Origin of the sequence: Streptomyces iranensis, from assembly GCF_017874715.1 — a bacterium.
Taxonomy (GTDB): domain Bacteria; phylum Actinomycetota; class Actinomycetes; order Streptomycetales; family Streptomycetaceae; genus Streptomyces; species Streptomyces iranensis.
The window spans coordinates 1-25,061 of record NZ_JAGGLR010000027.1; the positions used below are offsets into that span (position 1 = coordinate 1).

Genomic DNA, 25,061 nt, shown 5'->3' on the forward strand with positions numbered 1-25,061 from the left:
GCCGGGTGACCGGTGGAGTTGACTGGTACTAATAGGCCGAGGGCTTGTCCTCAGGTGCTCGCGTCCACTGTGTTGGTTCTGAAGCAACGAACCGTCTGATCCCCATATCTTTGGGTGTGGGTGGGTCCGGTTTGGTGTTTCATAGTGTTTCGGTGGTCATTGCGTTAGGGAAACGCCCGGTTACATTCCGAACCCGGAAGCTAAGCCTTTCAGCGCCGATGGTACTGCAGGGGGGACCCTGTGGGAGAGTAGGACGCCGCCGAACAAATCTTACGAAAAGCCCGGTTGGGAGCTTCAGCTCTCGACCGGGCTTTTCTCATTTCTGTTTGTAGGCTGGCCATATGCGCTATGACCTGGTCATCTTCGACAACGACGGAGTGCTCGTCGACAGCGAGCCCATCTCCAACCGGCTCCTCGCCGCCTACCTCACCGAGTTGGGGCACCCCACCAGCTACGAGGACTCCATACGCGACTACATGGGCTCCGCCATGCACCGCATCCACGACCTGGTCCTCGAGCGCTCGGGCCGGCGGCTTCCGCCGGACTTCGACACCACCTTCCACGACCGGGTCTTCGACGCCTTCCGCCGCGAGCTGCGGCCGGTGACCGGTGTGGCCGAGGTGCTGGAGAAGCTGCGGGCCGACGGCGTGCCGTACTGCGTCGCCTCGTCCGGAAGCCATGAGCGCATCCGTGTCGCCCTCCGTACGACCGGGCTGTACGACCTCTTCGGTGAGGACCACATCTTCAGCTCCGAGGACGTGGGCCGGGGCAAGCCCGCCCCGGATCTGTTCCTGCATGCGGCCGAGCGCATGGGCGTGGCGCCCGAGCGCTGTGCCGTCGTCGAGGACAGCCCGCTCGGGGTCCAGGCCGCCCTGGCCGCCGGGATGGATGTGTACGGCTACACGGCCATGACACCCGCCGCCAAACTCTCCACGGCCCGGGGCCTCTTCGTGGAGATGGCCGAGCTGCGAGGGCTGCTCACCTCTACCCACAGGTAGCCTGGGGCCGTACGCTCCACGGCCATGACGGATTCGCGTCCGAGCCCCCGGCTACGGCACGGCCGGGCCTCTTTGGCCATCAGCTTCTTCGTCCAGGGCGCGATCTTCGCTCTGTTGGTGACGCGCATACCCGCGCTCCAGGACCGGTACGGGATATCCGATGGGCTGCTGCCCCTCTTCCTGGCCGCCGTGCCGATCCTCGCCGGGGTGGGCAGCGTCGCCACCGAGCATCTCGTCAAGCGGATGCGGCCGGGGCTGGTCCTCCGCGTGGTGCAGCCCGTCGTCTCCCTCGCCCTGCTGTCCGCCGGATCGGGGACGGCGGTGTGGCAGCTCGCCTTGGCGCTCGCCGTTTTCGGGCTGACGGTCGGGGCGCTCGACGCGTCGATGAACATGCTCGGGGTGAGCCTCCAGCGCGCGTACGGGCGCAGCATCATGCTCGGCTTCCACGGCGCGTACAGCCTGGGCGGGATCGCCGGGGCCTCGCTCGCCTGGGTGGGGGCGCACTGGGACCTGCCGCTGCCCACGCTCTACGCGCCGCTGGTGGCCACCCTGGTGCCCGCCGCGCTGATCGCCGGCCGCTGGTACGTCGATCACCAGGGCGCCGAGCCGACCGAAGTGGTGAGGGACGAGACGACCGTGAGCATGCGCGTGCTGCTGCCGCTCTGTCTCGTCATGGCCTTCGCCTACATCGGCGACTCCACCGTCTCCAACTGGAGCGCCAAGTACCTGGAGGACGTGCTGCACAGCTCCGAGCAGCTGGCCACGGTCCCGTACAACGTCTATATGGTCACCACGCTCCTCGGCCGCTCCTTCGGCGACCTCGGGGTGCGGCGCTTCGGCGCGGTCGCGGTGGTCCGGGCCGGGGCGCTGCTCGCGGGCGGCGGCTTCGCGGTGGTGGCGGCGGCGCCCGGCGCCTGGGTGGGGATGGCCGGATTCACGCTGCTGGGGCTCGGGTTGTGCGTGCTGGTGCCGCAGACCTTCGCGGCCGCGGGGCGGCTCTTCCCCGGGGCGTCCGATGCCGCCGTCGCGCGCCTCAACATCTTCAACTACGTGGGCTTCCTCATCGGCTCCCCGCTCGTCGGTGCGCTGGGCGGGGCGTGGAACTATCGTGCGGCGATGCTGGTGCCGATGGTGCTCGTGCTGATGACGATCCGGTACGCGAGGTCGTTCAGCCCTGTACCAGCCGGATACGGTGACGGGCATGAGCGGCCGCGCACAGTTGATGTGGGATGAGGAAGTAACCGGATACGACTTCGGCGCCGGGCATCCGATGGACCCGGTGCGGTTGGCGCTGACCATGCGGTTGGTGCAGGCGTACGGGCTGGACCGGGCGGTCCGGGTGGTGGCCGCCAAGCCGGCCGGGGAGTCGACGCTGCGCCTGGTCCATGGGCAGGAGTACATCGAGGCGGTACGCCGCGCCTCGGCCGCCCCGGAGGCGGCGGACGGCTCCTACGGTCTCGGGACGATCGACGATCCGGCCTTCGCGGGGATGCACGAGGCGTCCGCGCTGATCGCCGGGCAGTCGGTGGGCGCGGCCGAGGACGTATGGCGCGGAGAGGCGCTGCACGCGGTGAACTTCGCGGGCGGGCTGCACCACGCCATGCCGCGGGGCGCGTCCGGGTTCTGCATCTACAACGACGCGGCGCTGGCGATCGCGCGGCTGCTGGAGCTGGGGGCGGAGCGGGTCGCGTACGTGGATGTGGACGTCCACCACGGGGACGGGGTGCAGGCGGCCTTCTGGGACGATCCGCGGGTGCTGACGATCTCGCTGCACGAGCACCCCCGGACGCTGTTCCCGCAGACCGGCTGGCCGGAGGAGGCGGGCGGGGAGGGCGCCGAGGGCTCGGCGGTCAATCTGGCGCTCCCGGCCGGGACCGCTGACGCGGGCTGGCTGCGGGCCTTCCACGCGGTGGTGCCGGAGCTGCTGGCGGCGTTCCGCCCGCAGGTGTTGGTGACCCAGCACGGCGCGGACACCCATGTCGAGGACCCGCTGGCCCACTTGGCGGTGACCGTCGACGCGCAGCGGGCGGTCGCCGAGAGCTGTCACCGACTGGTGCACGAGCACGCGGACGGGCGCTGGGTGGCGCTCGGGGGCGGTGGCTACGCGGTGGTGGACGTGGTGCCGCGGTCCTGGACGCATCTGGTCGCGATCGCGGCGGGGCGGCCGGTGGAGGCCACCACGCCGGTGCCGGAGGAGTGGCGGCAGGAGGTGTACCGGCGGACCCGGATGGACGCGCCGCGGCGGATGACGGACGGGCGGGAGCCGGACTGGCAGGACTTCCACGAGGCCGGGTACGACCCCGCGGACCGGCTGGACCAGGCGATCCTGGCGACGCGCCGGGCGGTCTTCCCGCACCACGGACTGCTGCCGTAAAAGGCCTGCGGCGGGCTGCTCCCCTACCCGCCCCTTCCCGGCAGCATCGATATGCGGCTCCGCCGCGTGGGGGGCTCCGCCCCAGACCCCGCTCCTCAAACTCCCCCAGCTACCGCTGGGAGGTGCCCCCTGGAGGGGCTGGAAATAGCAGGCGTTACGCCAACCGTGGGGTCTGTCCGCGTATCCGGGCGGCCGAGGGGGTGGGTCCGCCAGCATCGGTGGCGTGTTGAGTACCGCGGCGCTGCGCGCGCATCTGCTGGCGGCGCGGCTCGCCGGGCCCGTGGCCACGAGCCGGGAGGAGAGCCTGCGCCGCTATCGGCTCTTCGCGGCCCGGGACCCCCGGGTGCTGCTCGGGTTGGAGCCCGAATACGACTGGTCCTTTATGGAATTGCTCGGCCTGATGAGCGAGAAATGCGGGGTTTCGGCCGACCCGGCCAACGTTTCGGGGCCGGATGTGATCGATCCGGAGCTGACGATCGCCGCGCTGGACGCCTTCGCGGACCGGCTGCGTGGTGCCGCCCGGGACCGGCTCCCGGTGCTCCTCGGCACCGGCCACCCCCACCGTCTCCTCGGCTTCTACGCCGCGTTGGCGTCGGCGCTCTCGGCGGCGGGCTGCCGTGTCCTCACTCCCGCGCGGGGTAGATGTATCGACATAACGACGCGGTTCGGCGTACGTACCCACCAGCTCACCTACGTACGAGGTGTCGCGATGGTGCGGGCGCCCGGCGCTCGCCCGACCGCGAGTGAGCCCGGCGCCCACAGCCATTCGCCGCTCCCGGTTCGGGTCGCCCTCGGCTGCGCAGCGGCGTCCGGCGGGCCCCTGCCGGGGCTCGTCATCGGGGACCATGGATGGGTCTGCGGAGCAGGTCAGCTGGGCTTTGAGGCCATCGGGCCAGGGGACACGGACGACCCCGCGCTGTTCGTCGGGGAGGCCGAGGGACGGGTGTCCGTCGCCGTTCCGCTTGATGACGGTGTGCGGTCTGGTTACTACCGGCCGATTACTCGCTATGTACTCAATCGAGCGTGTCTGTCACAGTAGGCGTCCGATCGCTACTCCTCTTCCCCACTTGCATCACCCGCCCCTAACCTGGGGTGGAGCGCGCATGCGACCAGGAGTCACCGGAGGGGAAGCCGGTGCCCGACATGTGCGGAAGGTTCAGGTGTTGTCATGGCTGCTGGCGAACGGCCTCTGAACGAGGTTCAGTTTCTGACCGTGGCGGAAGTCGCCTCGGTGATGCGAGTGTCCAAGATGACCGTGTACCGCTTGGTGCACAGTGGTCATCTGCCGGCGATCCGGGTGGGCAGGTCTTTCCGGGTCCCAGAGCAAGCGGTTCATGAATACCTCCGCGAATCGTATGTGGGGGTGGAGTCCGCCTAGGCCGTTTCCGGGCCCGGGGAGGACCCTCGGATTACGTGGTTCGCTCGGTGCCGGGTAGGCTGGCCCGATGTAGGTCGTGTGGGCTCGGACGCCCCGCACCGAGTGAATCGAAGTGAGCGAGGGTAGTCGTGGGCTCTGTTATCAAGAAGCGGCGCAAGCGGATGGCCAAGAAGAAGCACCGCAAGCTGCTCAAGCGCACGCGCGTCCAGCGTCGCAACAAGAAGTAAGCAAGCGACGCTGTGTTCGTCCCACAGCCCTCCCACCACCGGTGGGAGGGCTGTGGTGCGTGGGTGCCACCGGTCTGAAGCCACGTTTTTCGCCTCTTTGGCCCCGGCTTAAAACGTCGCACCGCGCGGCGAGTGGTCATCACAGCGCAACATCGACCGGTTACGGTGTTCGGCACAGCCCAGCTCGGACGAGGGTGGGAAGGAAGGCGCTGATCTTGGGAAAGGTCGTGCTCGTCACCGGAGTCGCTCGCCGGCTGGGAGGCCGCTTCGTCCGGCGCATACAGCGCGAACCCGATGTGGAGCGGGTGATCGGCGTGGACGCCGTGCCACCCGAACACCACCTCGGCGGCGCCGACTTCGTCCGGGCCGATATCCGTCACCCCACGATCGGGAAACTGCTCGCCGAATACGGCGTCCACACCGTTGTCCACATGGATATCAACGGCACTCCGCTGGGCGCGCGCGGCAATCGCGCCTCGGTCAAGGAGACCAATGTCATCGGCACCATGCAGCTGTTCGGCGCCTGCCAGAAGGCCCCGTCGGTGCAGCGGCTGGTGGTGAAGTCCAGCACCAATGTGTACGGCTCCGCGCCCCGCGACCCCGCCGTCTTCAGCGAGACCACCCCGCCCAAATCCCTCCCCAGCGGCGGCTTCGCCAAGGACACCGTCGAGGTCGAGGGGTATGTCCGCGGCTTCGCCCGGCGCCGCCCCGATGTCGCGGTGTGCGTGCTGCGCTTCGCCAACATCCTGGGGCCGTGCGCGGACTCCCCGCTCGCCGAGTACTTCGCACTGCCGGTGCTGCCCACCGTCATCGGCTACGACCCGCGGCTCCAGTTCGTCCATGAGAAGGACGCCATCGAGGTGCTGCGGATCGCGGCCTCCGAGCCACGCCGGTCCACGCTCAACAGCGGCACGTTCAACATCGCCGGAGACGGGGTGCTGCTGCTCTCCCAGGCCGCCCGGCGGCTCGGCCGCCCCACCCTGCCGCTGCTGCTGCCCACCCTGCGCTGGGCTCGCACCGCGCTGCGGTCCCTCGGCATCACCGACTTCTCGCCCGAGCAGATCCGGCTGCTCACCCACGGCCGGGTCGTGGCCACCACCCAGATGCGCGAGACCCTGGGATTCGAACCCGAGCACACCACCGCCGGCGCCCTCGCGGACTATGCGCACAGCCGCGGCCCCGGGCTGCTCCCGCCCGAGACCCTCGCCCGTTCCATCGACCGGCTCGCCGCGCTGCTACCCGCCGGCGCCCAGCCTTAAGGAGCGCAACCACCATGGCGGACGCCAAGGTCATTCCGTTCGGTGAGGAACCCCGGTCGTCCCGGAAGAAGGTCCCCCGGCTGGGCCGCGGCGGCCGCTCCCAGGGCTCGCTCAAGCCCGTACCGCAGCAGCGCGACGAGGCGCTCGAGCAGCGCCCCCAGACGGCGGCCGCGGCCGTGCCGCCCCTGCCGCCCGACTCGCCCAAGCCCGCCCCGGGCAGCGGCGACTGGGAGCGCAAGCTGGCCCATGGGCTGAGCTTTCTGCGTCGCCGGATCACCGGGGACTACGAGGTCGACGACTTCGGCTACGACCACGATCTGACCGAGCAGGTGCTGATGTCCCTGCTCCGCCCGCTGTCCGACAAGTACTTCCGGGTCGAGGTGAAGGGGATCGAGAACATCCCCGACAGCGGTGGCGCGCTCGTCGTCGCCAACCACTCCGGGGTGCTGCCGCTGGACGGGCTGATGCTCCAGGTCGCCGTGCACGACAACCACCCGGCCAAGCGCCATCTGCGGTTGCTCGCGGCCGATCTGGTCTTCGTGCTGCCGGTCGTCAACGAACTGGCCCGCAAGGCCGGGCACACTCTCGCCTGCGCCGAGGACGCCCAGCTGCTGCTGGAGCGCGGTGAGGTGGTCGGGGTGATGCCGGAGGGCTTCAAGGGGATCGGCAAGCCGTTCTCGGAGCGGTACAAGCTGCAGCGCTTCGGGCGGGGTGGCTTTGTCTCGACGGCGCTGCGCGCGGGGGCGCCGATCGTGCCGTGCTCGATCGTGGGCGCGGAGGAGATCTACCCGATGGTGGGGAACGCGAAGACCCTGGCCCGGCTGCTCGGCATTCCGTACTTCCCGATCACGCCGACCTTCCCGCTGCTCGGGCCGCTGGGCGCGGTGCCGCTGCCGACGAAGTGGACCATCCAGTTCGGCGAGCCCATCCCCACCGACGGGCATCCGCCGGAGGCGGCGGACGACCCGATGCTGATGTTCAACCTGACCGACCAGGTACGAGAAACGATCCAGCACACGCTCTACAAGCTGCTCGTCCAGCGCCGGTCGGTGTTCTTCTGACGGCTGCTCGGCGAGGGCCGTGATGTGGCGCGGCCGCGCGGCCCGACGGATGGAGTTGACAGGGGAGGTCCGGGGGTGGGCGGTGTGCCCACCCCCGGCATTTTCACCTCGTGTCGTCGCCGTCGATGCTCAGGCCCGGCAGCAGGTCCGGGAGCAGCGGGGGGATGGTGATGTCCGGCTGGGACGGCTTGCCGCCCGGGTCGCCCTTGCCCGTGGACGGGCTGGGGCTGGATCCGCCGCCGAGTGGCGGGTCCAGCAGGTCGCCGGCCCCGCCCACCAGGCCGCCGCTCTGGCTGTGGGTGCTCGCCGAGGACGACGGGTGCGGGCGGGGGGCCGTCTTCTCGTCGGTGCGGCTGCCGCTCGGGGTGGCCGAGGCGGACGCCGGGTGGTCGTCCGGGCCCATCCCGCCCGCACGCTGCGGCGTGTGGCCGGTCTGCGGGCCGGACTGGGCCTGCTGCTCCTTCTTCGTGGGCAGCAACGCCCGCAGCGGACCGACCTCTTGGTCTATGGCGTCGAAGACCGAGCTCACGTCGTCGCCGACGTCCATGAGCTGGACCGGCAGCTGCTCGCGCAGTCGGCTCCAGCCGTCGCGGTGGGCCTGGGAGAAGGTGGACAGCTGCTGGATCGGGCCGAGCGAGCCGTCGCGCTCGTAGACCTGGTGCAGCAGCCGGTGGCCCTCGGAGGCGTCATGGCGCATCCCGGCCAGGACCCGGCGGATCTCGCCCAGCGAGTCATGGTCCAGATCGCCGGTGCGGGTCCGCTCCATCAGGCGGCGCGCCTCGCTCATCCGGGTGGACGCCTGGTCCAGATAGATCCGGCCCCGGTCGGCGTCGCCGTCCGCCATCTCGAGCTTGAGGTCTTCCATACCGCGCTTGAACCCGTAGAGGGTGTCGCCCGGCAGCGCGTTCGAGCTGGCCGCGGCGACGCCGCCGAATGCGCCCGCCGCCACGCCGACCGTGAGCCCCCCGGCCGCGAGCCCCTTGGACCAGCGGGAACGGGGGCGGAATCTTGCCACCGGGGGTTTGGCCCGGTGGGCGCCACTGGGGCGGCGGCGCTGCTCGGGCACGCGCGGTGCCCCCTCGGCGAAGGCCGCCTCCATGGCGGCGAGCAGCTGCGCCCGCTGGGTGGCGCGGACCTCCGGGTCCAATGTCGGTGCCGGCAGCTCGCCCAGCCCGCTCGCCAGGGCCAGCAGCCGTCTCCGCTCGGCGCTCTCCGCCGGTGGGGAACCTGGCTGTTGCTGCGGCGTCTCGTCCCGGGCGGCCTGGTGGTTGCTCTCCAGGGCCTCCAGGGCCTCCAGGGCCTTGGCGAAGGCGTTCGCCCGCCGGTGTGCCGATACGTTTGCGATCACAGGCGGCACCTCCTCTCGTCGTGACGGTCGACTCCCCAGGACACCCGAGGGTTCCGTGCCATGCGCGCGTCCACCCGATCGAGTGAGTGGATCACGGGCAGGGTACGACCACAAGGCGCCTGCATCCCGCACAACGAGCGGCGCAGCACCCGGGTTACGCCCTCCCCGAGGGCCCTCCCGACTGGCGGACGGACCGTGGCCGGGAGGCTACGGGCGGTCAGCGGGCGTCGTCCGGAAGAAGCCGGGCCAGGGTGCGGACGGCCCGGTACTGAAGCGTTTTGATCGCACCCTCGTTCTTCCCCATGACCCGGGCGGTCTCGGCGACCGAGAGGCCCTGGAGGAAGCGGAGCGTCACGCACTCCTGCTGCTGCGGGTTGAGTTTTCGCACCGCCTGCAGCAGGGCGGCGTTGGACAGCGATTCGAGGACGGAGTCCTCGGGGCTGCGCTCGACCTCGTTGGCGTCCAGCATCTCGCCGGTGGTGACCTCCAGCCGGAAGCGGCTGGACTTGAAGTGGTCGGCGACGAGGTTGCGGGCGATGGTCACCAGCCAGGCGCCGAAGTCGCGGCCCTGCCAGGTGAAGGTGCCGATGCGGCGCAGGGCGCGCAGGAACGTCTCGCTGGTGAGGTCCTCGGCCGTGGCCCGGCCGCCCACGCGGTAGTAGATGTAGCGGTAGACCGTGTCGGCGTACTGGTCGTAGAGCCTGCCGAACGCCTCGGCCTCCCCGGCCTGGGCGCGCTCGACGAGGTCCATCATGCGGCGGCTGTCGCTGTCGGCGCCGGGGCGCCGGGCGGTGGGGGTGGAGCCGCGGGAGCGTCTGCTGACCGCGGCGCCGCCGTCCGCCAGGGCGTAGCACGGACCGGCCTGGCCGGGGCGGTCGACCGTGCCGACGGCTGGGCTGACGGGCTGTGGGGTGGCGAGGGCGGGGACGGCATACGCGGTGGGGACAAAGCCGCGCAGACAGTCGAGGACCGTTGCGCGCAGCGTAGCCAGGCCCGAGGCGTCAACCCCGACGTGTGGGTACACGGGACTCCCAGAGGCAGAGCTTCCATCACGTGCAGTACGGGACCGTCACCCGCCGTAGGGACGCGTGGGTACCGGTTTGCGTCTAAGGAGAATAACGCTTCGTACAGGCGGCACTACACCCAGTTGCTCAAATCATCGTTTCCGTTCGCTCTGTTATGGATTGATGACGCATCAAGTATCGAATGCGTACCGCCAATTGACCGGAACTGTTCGTGGGTTGTGCGATTGTGTGGCGTGTTGTGACAAAGCGGCGGTAAGGGGACTGGCGGGGGCGCTGTGGGGTAGGAAGCGCGGAATGACCGAAACAGGGCGGGCGCGTTCGGTTGGTGACGCTGTGTATCGATGGGTACGTCGTCACGGAGCGCGATCGGCGGTCAACCTTGACCGTCCTCGGTCACGGTCGTACGCAGGCGGTCAGCACCGCCCGAACGGGGCACTCCGGAAGGGGCTCAACGGGAGGTCAGGCGGGGGATCAGGGGTGACGCCAGGGAGCGAGCGGGCCCCGGCCGCGGTGGTCAGCGGCGCCGGCGGTGCAGGGCCACGGCGGCCGCCGTGCCGCCCGCCACCGCGCCCACCCCGGCCGCCGCCGGGATGCCGATCTTGGCCGCTTTACGTCCGGTGCGGTAGTCGCGCAGTCGCCAGCCGTGCTCACGGGCGTGCCTGCGCAGCCGGGTGTCCGGATTCACCGCGTACGGATGGCCCACGATCGACAGCATCGGGATGTCGTTGGCGGAGTCGCTGTAGGCCGCGCAGCGGGTCAGGTCCAGCCCCTCGGCCCCCGCCAGCGCCCGTACGGCCTCGGCCTTGGCCGGGCCGTGCAGCGGCTCGCCGACCAGCCGGCCGGTGTAGATGCCGCCCACCGACTCGGCCACCGTGCCCAGCGCCCCGGTCAGCCCCAGTCGCCGGGCGATGATCGTCGCGGTCTCGACCGGCGCGGCGGTCACCAGCCAGACCCGCTGCCCGGCGTCCAGATGGGCCTGGGCGAGGGCGCGGGTGCCGGGCCAGATGCGGTCGGCCATGTACTCGTCGTAGATCTCCTCGCCGATCGACATCAGCTCGGCGACCCGGTGGCCCTTGACGATGGACAGGGCGCTGCTGCGCACGTCCTCCATATGCGCCGGATCCTCGACCCCGGCCATCCGGAACCAGGTCTGCTGCCAGGCGAAGCGGGCGAGCTCGCGCTTGCGGAAGAAGTGCCGCTTGTAGAGGCCGCGGCCGAAGTGGAAGAGGGCGGCGCCCTGCATGACCGTGTTGTCCAGGTCGAAGAAGGCGGCGGCCCGCTCGTCCCCGACAACGGGGAACTCCGGTTCGGCGGGGGGCTGTGCCGCGGGGGTCTCGGCCGACGACTTGCGCGCGGCCTCGGCCGATGCCTCTCCGGCGAGGACGCTCCGCTCGGTGGCGGGTCGTCGACGTCGGGTGAACCATCCCAGTGCGGCCATGGGGCGAGCATAGCCAGCGCTCCGGCGCATCCCGTTACGCCCGGGTGTCGGGCCGATTCAGGTTACGCGAAAGGGATGCGCGCAAGGGATGCGCGCAAGGGTGGGACGAGCCCGCGCCGGGGGCCGGAATCAGCCGCCGAGCGCGGTGCGCAGCCGCTGGGGGTTCACCCGCCAGAAGTCGTGCTGCTCGCCGTCGATCAGCACCACCGGGATCTGCTCCCAGTAGGCGCGGTACAGCTCCTCGTCCTGGGTGATGTCCTTCTTCTCCCAGGGGGTGCCCAGCTCGCCGCAGACCTCCTCGACCACGGCCTCGGCGGCCTCGCACAGATGGCAGTCGGGCTTGCCGATCAGCGTGACCGTGCGCTCGGTGGGCTTCTTGCGCGGGGCGCGGCGCAGCAACGGACTCATGCTCACCATTCTGCCCGCCCGCGCGAGCGGCGGGTCCGCTCCCGGCGAGTTCGGAAGTGGGCTCTCGGTCGATTACGATCGTGGGCGTTTTGTTGCTGTCCGGGGGTAAAAAGGTGAGGAGTGAGGGCCTGTGCTCCCGTCGGCGGCCCAGCGGGGCGGGCGAGCCCGCGGGGAACGGTGCGACGCAGGTAGTGGTTCCGCGGCTGGCTCGATAGGGCGCGTGACACCGGTCACTTTGCCAGGACAAAGCGGACACCATCTTTGTGCACGCGTTCACAAAGACATAGCCTGCTGTCGATGGGGCGGTCATGAAACACCCGGCCGCCCGCAGCCTCGCTCTACCCGCAGGAGCACCGTGGCAACTGGCCGAACTCACCGACCGGCGACCCGCAGCCGAGGGATCCCCGAGGCCACCGTCGCCCGGCTACCGCTGTATCTGCGTGCGCTGACCGCTCTCTCCGAGCGTTCGGTGCCCACAGTGTCCTCGGAGGAGCTGGCCACCGCGGCCGGCGTCAATTCGGCCAAGCTGCGCAAGGACTTCTCCTATCTCGGTTCGTACGGCACCCGCGGTGTCGGCTACGACGTGGAGTACCTCGTCTACCAGATCTCGCGGGAGCTCGGGCTCACCCAGGACTGGCCGGTTGTGATCGTCGGCATCGGTAACCTCGGCGCCGCGCTCGCCAACTACGGCGGCTTCGCCTCCCGTGGCTTCCGGGTCGCCGCGCTGATCGACGCCGACCCCGCGATGGCCGGGAAGCCGGTCGCGGGCATCCCGGTGCAGCACACCGACGAGCTCGAGAAGATCATCACCGACAACGGCGTCTCGATCGGCGTCATCGCCACCCCGGCGGGCGCGGCCCAGCAGGTCTGTGACCGGCTGGTGGCCGCCGGGATCACCTCGATCCTCAACTTCGCGCCCACCGTGCTGTCCGTTCCGGACGGGGTGGACGTGCGCAAGGTCGATCTCTCGATCGAGCTGCAGATCCTCGCCTTCCACGAGCAGCGCAAGGCGGGCGAGGAGGGCAGCGCCCCCGAGGAGGCCGCGGGGGCGGTTCCACCGCCGCCCGCGGCGCCCCACCGAGCGCCCTCCGGCGCCCCCGGCGCCGACAGCGGCCGGCAAGGACCTGACGGGGACGTGCCCGCCGTGATGCCGGCATGAGTCTCCTCGTCGTCGGACTGAGCCATCGCAGCGCGCCCGTGAGCGTGCTGGAGCGCGCCGCCCTGGTGGGGGACGAGCCCGCGAAGCTGGTGCAGGACACCCTCGCCGCCGAGCCCGCCACCGAGGCCGCGGTGCTGGCCACCTGCAACCGCATCGAGCTCTACGCCGACGTGGACAAGTTCCACGCCGGGGTCGCCGAGCTGTCCACGCTGCTCGCCCAGCACACCGGCGTCGGACTGGACGAGCTCACCCCGTACCTCTACGTCCACTACGAGGACCGGGCCGTCCACCATCTGTTCTCGGTGGCCTGCGGGCTGGACTCGATGGTCGTGGGCGAGGGCCAGATCCTCGGCCAGATCAAGGACGCGCTGGCGCTGGGGCAGGAGCTGCACACCGCCGGGCGGCTGCTGAACGATCTCTTCCAGCAGGCACTGCGGGTCGGCAAGCGGGCCCACAGCGAGACCGGGATCGACCGGGCGGGCCAGTCGCTGGTCACCTTCGGCCTGGAGCAGCTGGCCCAGGGCGCGCCGGTGGCGGAGTGGGCCCGGGGCAGGCGTGCCCTGGTGATCGGCGCCGGTTCGATGTCCTCGCTGGCCGCGGCGACGCTCGCGCGCGCCGGTGTATCAGAACTGGTGATCGCCAACAGGACGTTGGAGCGGGCGCTGCGCTTGGCCGAGTCCCTGGCCCAGCAGCACGCCGCCACACCGGCCGCGATCACCCCTGTCGGTGATGACACCTCCGCCGGTGCGGAAACGTTGCGCGAGGGCCTGGTGGCCCGCGCCGTGCCCCGGGACCGGGTCTCCGCCGAGCTGCCGCACGCCGACATCGTCGTGTCCTGTACGGGCGCGACCGGGCTGGTCCTGACCGCCGCCGAGCTGCGCACCGCGCTCGCCCAGCGCGCGGCCTGCCCGCCCGGGGCGCACCGCGCGGAGGCGGACGTCTCGCTGCTGGATCTGGCGATGCCGCGCGACATAGACGCGGCGGCGCACCGGATCGAGGGGCTGCACCTGGTCGACATCGAGTCCCTCGCCGAGGCGGCCGCCGAGCCGTCCGGCGCGCCGGGCTCGTCCGCCGGGGCGATGGCCGCCGACGTGGACAGGGTGCGGGCCATCGTCTCCGAGGAGGTGGCCGCCTTCGGGGCGGCCCAGCGTGCCGCGCACATCACCCCGACGGTGGTCGCGCTGCGTACCATGGCGGCGGACGTCGTCGCCAGTGAGATCGCCCGCCTCGACGGGCGGCTTCCCGATCTGGACGACAAGCAGCGGGCCGAGATCACGCAGACCGTGCGCCGGGTCGTCGACAAGCTGCTGCACGCGCCCACCGTGCGGGTCAAGCAGCTCGCGAGCACTCCGGGAGGCGCCGGTTACGCGGACGCGCTGCGGGAGCTCTTCGACCTCGATCCGCAGGCGGTCGCCGCCGTCAGCCGCGCCGACGGCTCGGCCCGCACCGCAGAACCGAACGACCCGAAGGGAGGCCGGGCATGAACCCCACCCCCTCACCCGCCGCCTCCGGCGGCGCTCCGCCGCTGCGCCTGGGCACCCGCCGCAGCGCGCTCGCCATGGCCCAGTCCGGTCTGGTCGCGGACCTGGTCCGCGAGGTCACCGGGCGCCCTGTCGAGCTCGTCGAGATCACCACGTACGGCGACACCTCGCGGGAGCACCTCGCACAGATCGGCGGCGCCGGCGTCTTCGTATCGGCGCTGCGCGAGGCGCTGCTCAGGGGCGAGATCGACCTGGCCGTGCACTCGCTGAAGGACCTTCCCACCGCGCAGCCGGAGGGGCTGACGCTGGCCGCGGTCCCGCGCCGGGAGGATCCGCGCGACGCGCTGATCGCCCGGGACGGGCTCGCCTTCGCCCAGCTTCCGCCGGGGTCCCGGATAGGCACCGGATCCCCGCGCCGCGCGGCCCAGCTGAACGCGTGGGCCCGCTCCCTCGGCCTCGACATCGAGACCGTGCCGATACGCGGCAATGTCGGCACCCGCATCGGCTACGTCCGCTCGGGACGGCTGGACGCCGTGGTGCTCGCCGCCGCCGGTCTGATCCGTCTGGGGCGGATCGGCGAGGCGACCGAGCTGCTCGACGCCGACCATGTTTTGCCCGCCCCCGGCCAGGGGGCCCTGGCAGTGGAGTGTGCCGCGTCCAGCGTGCCGCTCGCTGCCCGGCTCGCCGAGATCGACGACCCGTCCACACGGGTCGCCGTGACCGCCGAGCGATCCCTGCTCGCCGCCCTGGAGGCCGGCTGCAGCGCACCCGTGGGGGCGCTGGCCGACCTGTTGGGCGACGGTCAGGCTGTCACCGAAATGCGCCTGCGCGGCGTCGTCGGCACGCTCGACGGCACGACGCTGGTGCAGCTGTCCACCACCGGTCCCGTACCCGCATCGCCCAGTGCGGCCGCGGACCTCGGTCGCGTACTCGCTGCCGAGATGCTCGCCAAGGGTGCGGCCGGTCTTATGGGGGAGCGAGCACTTTGAACCCCACCGCCCCGAATCACCCCGGCTGCGGACACGTCACCTTTCTCGGTGCGGGCCCCGGAGATCCGGGCCTGCTGACCTTGCGCGCCGTGGAGGCACTCGCCACCGCGGACGTGTTGATCGCCGACCCTCAAGTGCTCGACGTGGTGCGTCAGCACGTCAGGCCGGGCGTGGCCGCGGAGGCTCAGGGCACGCCGCAGCAGGCGGACGCTGATGGGTCGTCAGGCACCGCCACCGTCCCGGTACTAAGGGACAGCGCCAATCTTGTCATGACGGCCGCGCGCGGCGGCAAGCGGGTCGTGCGCGCGGTCGCGGGCGACCCCGGCCTCGACGGATACGCCGCCGACGAGATGCTCGCCTGCGCGGCCGAGGGCATCGTCTTCGAGGTGGTGCCCGGTGTGGCCGCCGCGGTGGGCGTGCCCGCCTACGCGGGGGTGCCGCTGCGGGACGCCCACAGCGCGGATGTGCGCTTCGTGGACGCCCTGAGCGCCGACGAGCGCTGCTGGAGCGAGATCGGCTCGTCCGACGCGACCGCCGTGGTCTCCGCGACCCTGGAGACGGTGGCCGCCGCCGCGGGTGAGCTGGTGGCCGCGGGCCGCAAGCCGGACACCCCGCTCACCGTCACCGTCGCGGGCACCACCACCCGCCAGCGGACCTGGACCGCGACGCTGGGGACCATCGCCCAGGTGCTGAAGGCGGCCAAGGTACTGCCGTCGCCGCAGGGCGCCCAGTCGGTGATAGCCGTGGTCGGCGAGCAGAGCGCGGCCGGCCGGCGCGATCAGCTGTCATGGTTCGAATCCAAGCCGCTGTTCGGCTGGAAGGTCCTGGTGCCGCGCACCAAGGAGCAGGCCGCCTCGCTCTCCGATCAGCTGCGCGGCTACGGCGCGGTGCCCAGTGAGGTGCCGACCATCGCCGTGGAGCCGCCGCGCACCCCGCAGCAGATGGAGCGCGCGGTCAAGGGCCTGGTCACCGGGCGCTATGAGTGGATCGCCTTCACCTCGGTCAACGCGGTCAAGGCGGTGCGCGAGAAGTTCGAGGAGTACGGGCTCGACGCCCGCGCGTTCGCCGGGATCAAGGTCGCGGCGGTGGGCGAGCAGACCGCGAAGTCGCTGATCGACTTCGGGGTGAAGCCGGATCTGGTGCCCAGCGGTGAGCAGTCCGCGGCCGGGCTGCTGGAGGACTGGCCGCCGTACGACCCGGTGTTCGACCCGATCGACCGGGTGTTCCTGCCGCGCGCCGACATCGCGACGGAGACCCTGGTCGCCGGGCTGATCGAGCTGGGCTGGGAGGTCGACGACGTGACCGCGTACCGCACCGTGCGCGCCTCGCCGCCGCCGGCCGAGACCCGTGAGGCCATCAAGGGCGGCGGGTTCGACGCGGTGCTCTTCACCTCGTCGTCCACTGTGCGGAACCTCGTCGGCATCGCGGGCAAGCCGCACAATGTCACTGTCATCGCCTGTATCGGCCCGGCCACCGCGAAGACCGCGGAGGAGCACGGACTGCGGGTGGATGTGCTGTCGCCCGAGCCCTCGGTGCTCAAGCTGGCCGAGGCGCTCGCGGACTTCGGGGCGGCGCGGCGGCAGGCCGCGATCGAGGCCGGGGAGCCGGTCACCCGCCCGAGCGAGCGACGGCCTGGTTCGCGAAGGAGGGCACGCTCTTGAGCATCTCGTACGGCAGCTTCCCCGGTACGCGGCCGCGTCGGCTGCGCACCACGCCCGCGATGCGGCGCATGGTCGCGGAGACCCGGCTGCACCCGGCCGAGCTGATCCTGCCCGCGTTCGTCCGCGAGGGCGTGAGCGAGCCGGTGCCGCTCCAGTCGATGCCGGGCGTGGTCCAGCACAGCCGGGACACGCTGCGGAAGGCGGCGGCCGAGGCGGTCGCCGCTGGGATCGGCGGGATCATGCTCTTCGGGGTGCCGGAGGAGTCCAAGAAGGATGCGGTCGGCACCCCCGGCACCGACCCGGACGGCATCCTCCAGGTGGCGATCCGCGATGTGCGCGCCGAGGTCGGCGACGACCTCGTGATCATGTCCGACCTCTGTCTGGACGAGCACGTCGACCACGGCCACTGCGGGGTCCTGGACGCCGAGGGCCGGGTGGACAACGACGCCACGCTGGAGCGGTACGCGGAGATGGCGCGCGTCCAGGCCGACGCGGGCGTCCACACCGTGGGCCCCAGCGGGATGATGGACGGGCAGGTCCGGGTGGTCCGTGAGGCGCTGGACGGCGCCGGGCACCAGGACGTGTCGATCCTCGCCTACACCGCGAAATACGCCTCCGCCTTCTACGGCCCGTTCCGCGAGGCGGTGGGCTCCTCGCTGAAGGGCGACCGCAAGACCTACCAGCAGGACCCGGCCAACGCCCGCGAGTCGCTGCGCGAGCTGGAGCTGGACCTGGCCGAGGGCGCGGACATGGTCATGGTCAAGCCGGCCCTGCCGTACCTGGACATCCTGCGGCAGTTCGCCGACGCCGTGGACGTGCCGGTGGCCGCGTACCAGATCTCCGGCGAGTACGCGATGGTCGAGGCGGCCGCGGCCAACGGCTGGATCGACCGCGACCGCGCCATCATGGAGACGCTGACCTCGGTGCGGCGCGCGGGCGCGGGGCTGATCCTCACGTACTGGGCGACCGAGGTGGCCCGGCGGCTGAACCGGGGGGAGCAGCCCGGCGGCTGACCTGGAGTCGTCGTCTGCCGTGCCGGGGGCTGACCTGGAGTCGTCGCCGCCGTGCCTGAGGCTCACCCGGCGCGGCCGTCTCCCGTGCCTGATCGGCCTGGGTCCGTGGCCGACGGGGCGAGGACGGTGGCCGCCAGGTGGTCGTGGAACCAGCGGTGCCCCGGGTCGGCCGAGTTGCGGGGGTGCCAGGCCATGGCGAGGTCGACGGGTGCCAGGTCGAGGGGGATGGGGAAGGTGCGCAGCCTCAGGGCCGAGGTGGCGTCGGGGAGCCAGTCGCCCAGGGTGAGTGCGACGAGGTCGGTGTCCCGGGCGAGCATCATCGCGCTCGTGTGGCTGGGTACGACGACCGCGATCCGGCGCCGCAGTCCGCGTTCGGCGAGTGCGCTGTCAATGGGGCCGAGGCGCTTGCCGTGCCGGGAGATACCGATGTGGTCGGCGGCGGCGTAACGGCGGGCGTCGATCCGCCCGTCGAAGAGGGGATGACCGCCGCGGGCGATGCCGGCCATCGTCATCCGGGTGAGCGGTCGGCTTCGGATCTCCGGGTCCAGGGGTCCGAGGACGCCCAGTTCGACGTCCACCCACCCCTGCCGCGCCGAGGCCGCGGCTCCCGGCCGCGGCCCCCCAGCCCCGGCCCAAGCCCCGTGCGTGGCCCCCGGCTCCGGCCCCGGCGGGCGGGGCGGGGGCCCAGGGTTGGGCATTGAGCGCCCGGCGAGGAAGAAGTCACCGGTGGTGTGGTCGGCCCGCTTGGTGATCAGGCCGATGGCGGTGATCGCGCCGAAGGAGACGGTGAGCAGGGACCAGTCGACGGCTCCGAGATTCGGGGCGCCGGTCATCATCGGTCCCCGACCACGAAGTCGGCGGCCGCCCGCCCGGGGGCGACCAGCCGGGCGTTGGCCTCGTCGGAGCTGAGGACGAAGCGCTCGGCCTCCTCGCGCGGCTTGCCGAACCGCTCATGGCGGTCGATCAGCCGGCGCACCCGCTCCTCGGTGTCCAGGTCGACCCACCAGGTCTCGTCCAGCAGTTCGCGGACCGGGAGCCAGGGCGCCTCGTCGAGCAGCAGGTAGTTCCCGTCGGTGATCACCAGCGGGATCTCCGGCGCCACCGGGATGGAGCCCGCGACCGGCTGCTCGAGCTCGCGGTCGAACCCCGGCGCGTAGACGACCTCCCCGGTGCGCGGCGCCCGCAGCCGCCGCAGCAGCGCGGTGTAGCCGTACGGGTCGAAGGTCTCCGGTGCGCCCTTGCGGCTGATCAGGCCGAGTCGGCGCAGTTCGGCGTCGGCGAGGTGGAAGCCGTCCATCGGCACCAGGACGGCCCGGTCGGCGCCGAGGGCGTCGACCAGGTACGCGGCGAGGGTGGTCTTACCGGCCCCGGGCGGTCCGGCGATGCCGAGCAGGCGGCGGCCGCCTGCGTCGGCCAGGCGCTGGGCACGCTCAAGGAGTTGCTGGGGAGTCATGGCGGATGCTTTCGGCGGTTTCGGAGATTCTGTCGTGGTGAGCTTCCCCCTCTTTTCGCCTTCGTCCCTGCTGCACATCGCAGCCGGCCGACGGGGTCGTGACGACCCCACCAGCGGCTCCGGATCACGTCAGGGGCGCGGGGTGCCAGTCAGCTCGGCGAGCGAGCCCAGGTGCATGTCGAACCGGTCCCCGGCGGCGGGCGGGTCGCCGCCGGGCCGCTCGAGGTAGGCGGTACGCAGGCCGATCGCCTGCGCGCCGCGCAGGTCCCAGGCGTGCGCGGCAACCATCAGCATCCGGTCCGGGGACCCGCCCGCGCAGTCGATCGCCAGTTGGTACACGGCCGGGTCGGGCTTGTAGGTGCCGACGGCCTGTGTGGACAGCGCAGTGTGCCAGCGCAGACCGGCGGCCGCGTTCATCCGCAGCAGTGCCGTCACATCCGCGTTGGACAGGCCGATCAGCTCGTGGTCGGCGCCGAGCCGGGCCAGCGCGTCCGCGGAGTCGGACCAGGCGGGCCGCTGCCGGGCGGCGCGGACCAGCGTGTCGACGACGGCCGGGTCGGACAGACCCGTGGCGTCGACGACCACCTGCGCGGCCTCGCGGTCCAGCACCGCGCCGGGCACATAGGCCCGCTCGAGGTCGACGATCCGGCGGTGCTCGGTGGAGATGTGGCGACCCCAGAGTGTGACCAGGTCGTCGACCCGCCCGGGGTCGGGGACAAGCTCGGCCAGGGCGGCGCGCAGGCCCGCGGTGTCGTCCACGAGGGTGCCGAGGATGTCGAAGACGATCGTGTCAACGTCGTGCAGGGGCGGCATGGCTCTCCCATATGCGTCATCGGTTGGGGGGCGATTCTGCGTGCCCTGGCTGTAAAAAGTAAAGTGTTGACATTTTCCATGTCCACTCCTAGCGTCGTCGGACAGTGATTGACGCCTTGACGAAGTGGAGACGGAGCCGATGAATTCGCGCCGCAGCTGGGTCCGGTACCAGGGCACCGACCGTGCGTTCGCCCGGTCGTGGTTCTACGGAACCGGACGCACCGAGGAGGAGCTGCGGCGCCCCCTGGTCGCCGTGGCCTGTGCATGGAACGAGATCGCCGCCGAAAATGTCCACCTCGAGCGGGTCGCCCGCCGGGTCAAGGACGGGGTGCTTGCGGCGGGCGCGACCCCGATGGAGTTCGGGGTCATCCACGCGACCGACGTCCTCAGCGAGGCCAGCGAGGGGATGCGCTATGTCCTGCCTGCCCGGGAGACGATCGCGGACTCCGTGGAGCTGATGGTCCAGGCGCACGCGTTCGACGCGCTGGTCGTGATCGCCGGTGGCGACAAGGTGACCCCTGGCATGCTCATGGGGGCACTGCGCTGCGAGTTGCCGACCGTCTACGTCTACGCGGGCACCACCGAGACCGGAGTCCTCGACGGGGAGGAGCTCTCCTGGGAGACCGTGTTCGAGGGTATCGGCCGCGTGCACGCCGGCGAGATCGACGCGGCCCAGCTCGCCCGCCTCGAGCTGGCGCAGATGCCCGGCGCCGGGGGCGGTGCGAGCGCGTACACCGGCAACACGATGGCACTGTGCGCCGAGGCGATGGGCCTGTCGCTCCCGGGTGCGGGCAGCGTCGTGGCCGGCAGCGCCGAGCACCTGCGGATCGCCTACGCCAGCGGGCGCGAGATCGTCTCCCTGCTCGAGAAGGAGCTCACGATCGACCAGGTCGTCACCTCCGAGGCGATCCGGAACGCGGCCCGGGTGGCCCTGGCAGTGTGCGGCTCGACGAACATCTCGCTGCACCTGCCGGCGATCGCGCACGAGGCGGGGGTGAAGTTCGACTGGCACGACTTCGGGTTGCTCGCCGCCAGCACGCCGACGCTGGTCAAGCTGCGCCCGTCCGGCGAGGTCTCGCTGCCGCAGTTCCACCGGGCCGGGGGTGTGCAGGCGCTCCTGCGCGAGCTGGCCCCGCTACTGGAGGACAGTGCGCGGATCCGCCCGGTCGCCGACGCCGACCCGGGCTGGACCGAGGGCGTGATCGCGCCGCTGGACGAGCCGCTGGACACGACGGGCGGGCTGACCGTGCTGCGCGGCTCGCTCGCCCCGAGTGGCGCCATTGTCAAAAGCGGTGGCGTTCCGGCTCAGTTGCTGCGCCACACGGGCCCGGCCAAGGTGTTCGAGAACGAGGAGGACGCGATCGTCGCCATCCACGGCGGCCGGATCCATTCCGGCGACGTGGTGGTGATCCGCAATGAGGGCCCCCGGGGTGGCCCCGGCTTCCGTGAGATGCTGGGCGCGACCGCGGCCATCGTCGGCATGGGGCTGGCCGAGACCGTCGTACTGATCACGGACGGCCGGTTCTCCGGCGCTTCGCACGGCGCGGCCATCGGCTACGTCTGCCCGGAGGCGGCCTCCGGCGGGCCCATCGCCTTCGTCCGGGAGGGCGACCAGGTCTCGATCGATCTTGTTGACGGACGGCTCGACATCGACGTCGACGAGGCGACCCTGCGGGCCCGCACGCCGTCGCCCGGCCGTCAGGTCCCGGAGAAGGGCGTGTTGGCACGCTACGCACGGTCGGTATCGGAAGCATGTGATGGCGCCGTCACAACGAACCAGTGACAGGCGGGCGGGACGAGGAGAGGCACGGTGCGGTGATGCGCAAGGTCGAGCACAAGCTGCTGTTCGAATCGGTGGCGGACACGCTGCGACAGGCCATCCTGAACGGCGACTTCCAGCCCGGCGAACGCCTCAACGAGGTGTCGATCTCGCGGACCCTGAACCTCTCCCGCGGGCCCATCCGGGAGGCACTCCGCCAGCTCGCGCAGGAAGGGATGATCACGCTCATCCCGCAGCGCGGAGCGCGCGTCGTGGAGGTCGACCAGCGGGAAGCGCTCGCGGCGCTCGCCATCCGCGAGCTGCTGGAGACGATGGCCGCCGAGGACCTGTGCGAGGTCATCACCCCCAAACAGATCGGCCACCTGCGTGATCTCACCGAACGCATGCGACGGGCGGAACAGGACCGGGAGTTCGTCGACATGGTGAGCCTGGACTTCCAGTTCCACCGGGACCTGATGGACATCGCCTCGACCGACACCGCGAGGCGCACCTGGACCATCCTGAGTGGCAAGCTGATGCTGTTCCAGTCGATCGGTGACCGGACCTTCGCCGCGAGCCTGTCGGTGAGCGACTCGCACTGGCCGATCATCGACGCGCTCGAGAGGCACGACGCGAAGCGATTCCGCACGACCATGCTCGGCCATATCGAGGAGAACCGGAGCTCGGTGCTCGGATTCCCCGAACCGTCGGCAGACGACGGCCACTAGGGCGGGCTGTGCCGGTCCGGCCCGCGCCGCCCCCAGCTGCCGGATCGGGTATCGCCGCCTGGAAAGGGTTCGCCACCATGAACAACAGCAATCCCGCACCGAGCGGCTCGATCGTCGCCGCCGTCACGCCGTTCCACCCATCCGGCGAGATCGACGAGGAGGTCTTTGCCGAGCACGGGGGGCATCTCCTCGGCAAGGGTGCCGATGGCGTTCTCGTCGAAGGCTCGACCGGCGAGGTCCGGGCCCCCGAACGGAACGAGAAGACGCGGCTGGATCAGGAGGAGAAGACGCGGCTGCGCGCCCTGGACCGGCGACGCCGTCGGCCCGGACGCCCAACTCGCCCGGGGTCCCAGCGGAATCCGCACCGGCGGAACCTTGGCGGCCTCCCTCGCGACCCGGGCGGCCGGTGCGGACGCGGCACTGGTCGTCCCGCCGTAGTTCGTCGACCGCATCCGGGAGGCGGGGCGCGGGCGCTTCCGACGCAGCGGCCCCGGCGAGCGTTACCCCACTTACCCCAGTGAAGCCTGCAAGGCCACTGTGACCACAGCAAACGTCGCGTACGTCGCGTACGTCGAGCACGTCGAGCACGTCGCGTAGGAGCGTTCCCGCACGCCGCGGTGGTGCGCGATCGGCCGTCGCGGACACCAGGTGACCTGCTGTACGTCTCGGGACAGCGCCGCTGCCCCTGACACCTGACGTTCCTCCCGTGCGACCTGAACACACTTCCGGGTCCCCGCACCGCCCAACGCGCCGACACCTCCATCGTCGACAGCATCGGGGAGCACGAGCTGCCCGCGTCGACGGGGTACGTCCCCGACGGCTTGCCCGAGGTTGTCGCCGAGACCGGCGAAGTGCCGGCCGGTGTGAAGCCCGGTCGTGAGAACACCGGCGTCATCTCCGCGCTGGGCGCGTCCTCTCCGCAATGGGCGCGTCCTCTCCGCGCTGGGCGGACGGCGACGGTGACCGAACTTCCTCAGCCCCCTGACTGGTGCCACGAGGCGCCACGAAGAGAGCCGCATCCGCACCACACTCACCTCCTCCCGGCCCGATCGGGCTTCCTCGCCCGGCAACAGCACAGGAGTTCCCCATGACAGCATCAAGCGTCCTGGACGATGCGCCGCTGAACGGATTCCACAAGAAACTCGCCCTGTACTCCTCCGGAGGCCCCTTCCTCGACGGCTACATCCTGAGCATCGTGGGCGTTGCCATCGTGCAACTGGGGCCGCAGATGCATCTCTCCGATGCCGCCCTGGGGCTGATCGGCGCTTCCGCCCTCATAGGCATCTTCTTCGGCGCCTTCCTCGGCGGATACCTGACCGACAAGTTCGGCAGGCAGGTGTTGTACACCATCGATCTGATCGCCATCATCGGATGTTCGGTGGCGCAGTTCTGGGCCACCGATCCGGTATGGCTGTTCGTCCTGCGCCTGCTGATCGGCATGGCCGTGGGCGCCGACTACCCGATCGCCACCTCGCTCCTGGCCGAGTTCACGCCGCGCCGCTACCGAGGCCCGCTCCTCGGCGGCCTGATGGTGATGTGGTTCGTCGGCGCGGCGACCGCCTATGTCGTCGGCGAAGCCCTGTTGACCGTCGACGGCACCGGCTGGCGGTGGATGCTTGCCAGCGCCGCGTTGCCTGCCCTCCTCATCGTGCTGCTTCGGCTGGGCACTCCCGAGTCCCCGCGCTGGTTGGCCAAGAAGGGGCGCGTCGACGAGGCCAATGCCGTGATGCGCAAGGTGTTCGGCGACCAGGCCAGCATTTCTGACCTGCCCGAAGAAGAGCACGAGAGCGTCGGCCTGATGCTGCTGTGGCGGTCCGGCTACGTCGGACGCATGCTGTTCGTCAGTGCCTTTTGGACATGCTCGATCGTGCCGCTGTTCGCGGTGTATGCCTTCGGACCCCGCATCCTCGGCGCGCTCCACCTCAACGGCCACCTGGCCAACATCGGCTCGGCCCTGATCACGGTCTTCTTCGTGGTCGGCTGTGTCCTCGCCATGGTGGTCATCAACCGCATGGGCCGGCGGGCCCTGATCATCCACAGTTTCACCTGGTCCGGTCTGGCACTTCTGGTGCTCGGCCTGTTCCCCTCCGCCCCCGCCGCCGTGATCATGATCTTGTTCGCCGCCTACGCCGTCCTCATCGGAGGCGCCCAAAACCTCCAGTGGATCTACCCGAACGAACTGTTCCCCACCGAGGTTCGGGGAACCGCTGTCGGCCTCGCCTCGTCGCTGAGCAGGGTCGGCGCGGCGATCGGTACCTATCTCGTCCCGCTCGCCCTGACCTCGTGGGGAATCGGCCCGACGATGCTCGTGGCAGCGGCCATCACCCTGCTCGGAGCAGGCATCTCGATGCGATGGGCCCCGGAGACGCATGGCCTGGCCCTCCACGAATCCGCTGCTCTGGCCGAACCGGCGACCGCCAACGCTGAGCCTCGATCCACGCATCACGTCATGTGACGGTGAACCGCACTCTCTGCGCGGTTCCTCCTCG

The 25,061-nt window shown here is 71.1% G+C and carries 24 protein-coding genes and 1 rRNA gene; 18 read left to right on the plus strand and 7 right to left on the minus strand.

Annotated features, from left to right (window positions below):
- Positions 1 to 148: 148 nt before the first annotated feature.
- The 9 genes from rrf (at position 149) to J2Z30_RS38855 (ending at position 7,297) form a co-directional block, all read left to right on the plus strand.
- Positions 149 to 265 (plus strand): 5S ribosomal RNA (rrf, locus tag J2Z30_RS38815).
- Positions 266 to 341: 76 nt separating this feature from the next.
- Positions 342 to 998 carry an HAD family hydrolase gene (locus J2Z30_RS38820; RefSeq protein WP_044571902.1) on the plus strand — a complete coding sequence of 219 codons (657 nt, stop codon included), beginning with the start codon at positions 342 to 344 and terminating at the stop codon, positions 996 to 998.
- A gap of 24 nt (positions 999 to 1,022) precedes the next feature.
- A complete protein-coding gene (locus J2Z30_RS38825; protein ID WP_044571900.1) occupies positions 1,023 to 2,231 on the plus strand; it encodes an MFS transporter in 1,209 nt (402 codons plus the stop codon).
- Complete coding sequence (locus tag J2Z30_RS38830; RefSeq protein WP_044571899.1) at positions 2,200 to 3,372, plus strand: acetoin utilization protein AcuC; 1,173 nt, start codon at positions 2,200 to 2,202, stop codon at positions 3,370 to 3,372. The genes J2Z30_RS38825 and J2Z30_RS38830 overlap by 32 nt, the downstream gene beginning before the upstream one ends.
- Before the next feature lie 223 nt (positions 3,373 to 3,595).
- Positions 3,596 to 4,411: a phosphatase gene (locus J2Z30_RS38835; protein WP_044571897.1), complete on the plus strand. Its 816-nt coding sequence runs from the start codon at positions 3,596 to 3,598 to the stop codon at positions 4,409 to 4,411.
- A gap of 129 nt (positions 4,412 to 4,540) precedes the next feature.
- Positions 4,541 to 4,750, plus strand: coding sequence for a helix-turn-helix domain-containing protein (locus J2Z30_RS38840; RefSeq protein ID WP_014053989.1), 210 nt, complete (start codon positions 4,541 to 4,543; stop codon positions 4,748 to 4,750).
- Between the two features lie 128 nt (positions 4,751 to 4,878).
- Positions 4,879 to 4,977: a 30S ribosomal protein bS22 gene (locus J2Z30_RS38845; protein ID WP_003948845.1), complete on the plus strand. Its 99-nt coding sequence runs from the start codon at positions 4,879 to 4,881 to the stop codon at positions 4,975 to 4,977.
- 215 nt (positions 4,978 to 5,192) lie between these two features.
- The gene (locus J2Z30_RS38850; protein WP_044571895.1) at positions 5,193 to 6,236 is read left to right on the plus strand and encodes an NAD-dependent epimerase/dehydratase family protein; all 1,044 of its coding nucleotides are present in this window, start codon (positions 5,193 to 5,195) and stop codon (positions 6,234 to 6,236) included.
- Positions 6,237 to 6,250: 14 nt separating this feature from the next.
- Positions 6,251 to 7,297, plus strand: a complete 1,047-nt coding sequence (locus tag J2Z30_RS38855) for a lysophospholipid acyltransferase family protein (RefSeq protein ID WP_044571893.1) — start codon at positions 6,251 to 6,253, stop codon at positions 7,295 to 7,297.
- 103 nt (positions 7,298 to 7,400) lie between these two features.
- Here J2Z30_RS38855 and J2Z30_RS38860 read toward each other — a convergent pair whose 3' ends face one another.
- From J2Z30_RS38860 to J2Z30_RS38875, 4 genes are all read right to left on the minus strand, one after another.
- Positions 7,401 to 8,645: a DUF5667 domain-containing protein gene (locus J2Z30_RS38860; protein ID WP_044571891.1), complete on the minus strand. Its 1,245-nt coding sequence runs from the start codon at positions 8,643 to 8,645 to the stop codon at positions 7,401 to 7,403.
- A gap of 217 nt (positions 8,646 to 8,862) precedes the next feature.
- The gene (locus J2Z30_RS38865) at positions 8,863 to 9,669 is read right to left on the minus strand and encodes an ECF subfamily RNA polymerase sigma factor, BldN family (protein WP_044571889.1); all 807 of its coding nucleotides are present in this window, start codon (positions 9,667 to 9,669) and stop codon (positions 8,863 to 8,865) included.
- Between the two features lie 515 nt (positions 9,670 to 10,184).
- Positions 10,185 to 11,108, minus strand: a complete 924-nt coding sequence (locus J2Z30_RS38870) for an HAD family hydrolase (RefSeq protein WP_044571888.1) — start codon at positions 11,106 to 11,108, stop codon at positions 10,185 to 10,187.
- Between the two features lie 129 nt (positions 11,109 to 11,237).
- Entirely contained in the window at positions 11,238 to 11,516 is a 279-nt protein-coding gene (locus J2Z30_RS38875; RefSeq protein ID WP_044581600.1) for a glutaredoxin family protein, read from the minus strand.
- Between the two features lie 355 nt (positions 11,517 to 11,871).
- Here J2Z30_RS38875 and J2Z30_RS38880 point away from each other — a divergent pair, with 355 nt between their 5' ends.
- The 5 genes from J2Z30_RS38880 to hemB are packed head-to-tail and all read left to right on the plus strand — an operon-like array spanning position 11,872 to position 17,819.
- Positions 11,872 to 12,675, plus strand: coding sequence for a redox-sensing transcriptional repressor Rex (locus J2Z30_RS38880; RefSeq protein WP_044571886.1), 804 nt, complete (start codon positions 11,872 to 11,874; stop codon positions 12,673 to 12,675).
- Positions 12,672 to 14,159 (plus strand): glutamyl-tRNA reductase, encoded by a 1,488-nt coding sequence (locus J2Z30_RS38885; protein WP_044571885.1) that lies wholly within the window; start codon positions 12,672 to 12,674, stop codon positions 14,157 to 14,159. The genes J2Z30_RS38880 and J2Z30_RS38885 overlap by 4 nt, the downstream gene beginning before the upstream one ends.
- Positions 14,156 to 15,145 (plus strand): hydroxymethylbilane synthase, encoded by a 990-nt coding sequence (gene hemC / locus J2Z30_RS38890; RefSeq protein ID WP_044571883.1) that lies wholly within the window; start codon positions 14,156 to 14,158, stop codon positions 15,143 to 15,145. The genes J2Z30_RS38885 and hemC overlap by 4 nt, the downstream gene beginning before the upstream one ends.
- A complete protein-coding gene (locus J2Z30_RS38895; RefSeq protein WP_044571881.1) occupies positions 15,142 to 16,806 on the plus strand; it encodes a bifunctional uroporphyrinogen-III C-methyltransferase/uroporphyrinogen-III synthase in 1,665 nt (554 codons plus the stop codon). Before hemC ends, J2Z30_RS38895 begins: the two co-directional genes overlap by 4 nt.
- Positions 16,803 to 17,819: a porphobilinogen synthase gene (gene hemB, locus J2Z30_RS38900; RefSeq protein WP_044571879.1), complete on the plus strand. Its 1,017-nt coding sequence runs from the start codon at positions 16,803 to 16,805 to the stop codon at positions 17,817 to 17,819. The genes J2Z30_RS38895 and hemB overlap by 4 nt, the downstream gene beginning before the upstream one ends.
- 62 nt (positions 17,820 to 17,881) lie before the next feature.
- Here hemB and J2Z30_RS38905 read toward each other — a convergent pair whose 3' ends face one another.
- The 3 genes from J2Z30_RS38905 to J2Z30_RS38915 form a co-directional block, all read right to left on the minus strand.
- Positions 17,882 to 18,652 carry a LysR substrate-binding domain-containing protein gene (locus J2Z30_RS38905; RefSeq protein ID WP_245388947.1) on the minus strand — a complete coding sequence of 257 codons (771 nt, stop codon included), beginning with the start codon at positions 18,650 to 18,652 and terminating at the stop codon, positions 17,882 to 17,884.
- Positions 18,652 to 19,272, minus strand: coding sequence for a nucleoside/nucleotide kinase family protein (locus J2Z30_RS38910; protein WP_044571878.1), 621 nt, complete (start codon positions 19,270 to 19,272; stop codon positions 18,652 to 18,654). The genes J2Z30_RS38905 and J2Z30_RS38910 overlap by 1 nt, the downstream gene beginning before the upstream one ends.
- Before the next feature lie 129 nt (positions 19,273 to 19,401).
- Positions 19,402 to 20,085 (minus strand): haloacid dehalogenase type II, encoded by a 684-nt coding sequence (locus J2Z30_RS38915; RefSeq protein ID WP_044571875.1) that lies wholly within the window; start codon positions 20,083 to 20,085, stop codon positions 19,402 to 19,404.
- A gap of 139 nt (positions 20,086 to 20,224) precedes the next feature.
- Between J2Z30_RS38915 and ilvD the strand changes: the two genes are divergently transcribed.
- The 4 genes from ilvD (at position 20,225) to J2Z30_RS38935 (ending at position 25,027) form a co-directional block, all read left to right on the plus strand.
- Positions 20,225 to 21,868, plus strand: a complete 1,644-nt coding sequence (gene ilvD, locus J2Z30_RS38920) for a dihydroxy-acid dehydratase (protein ID WP_044571873.1) — start codon at positions 20,225 to 20,227, stop codon at positions 21,866 to 21,868.
- A 35-nt stretch (positions 21,869 to 21,903) separates the two neighbouring features.
- Complete coding sequence (locus tag J2Z30_RS38925) at positions 21,904 to 22,572, plus strand: GntR family transcriptional regulator (RefSeq protein ID WP_044571871.1); 669 nt, start codon at positions 21,904 to 21,906, stop codon at positions 22,570 to 22,572.
- 77 nt (positions 22,573 to 22,649) lie between these two features.
- Positions 22,650 to 23,093 (plus strand): dihydrodipicolinate synthase family protein, encoded by a 444-nt coding sequence (locus J2Z30_RS51920; RefSeq protein WP_078956739.1) that lies wholly within the window; start codon positions 22,650 to 22,652, stop codon positions 23,091 to 23,093.
- A 566-nt stretch (positions 23,094 to 23,659) separates the two neighbouring features.
- Positions 23,660 to 25,027 (plus strand): MFS transporter, encoded by a 1,368-nt coding sequence (locus J2Z30_RS38935; RefSeq protein ID WP_044571869.1) that lies wholly within the window; start codon positions 23,660 to 23,662, stop codon positions 25,025 to 25,027.
- Positions 25,028 to 25,061: the final 34 nt, after the last annotated feature.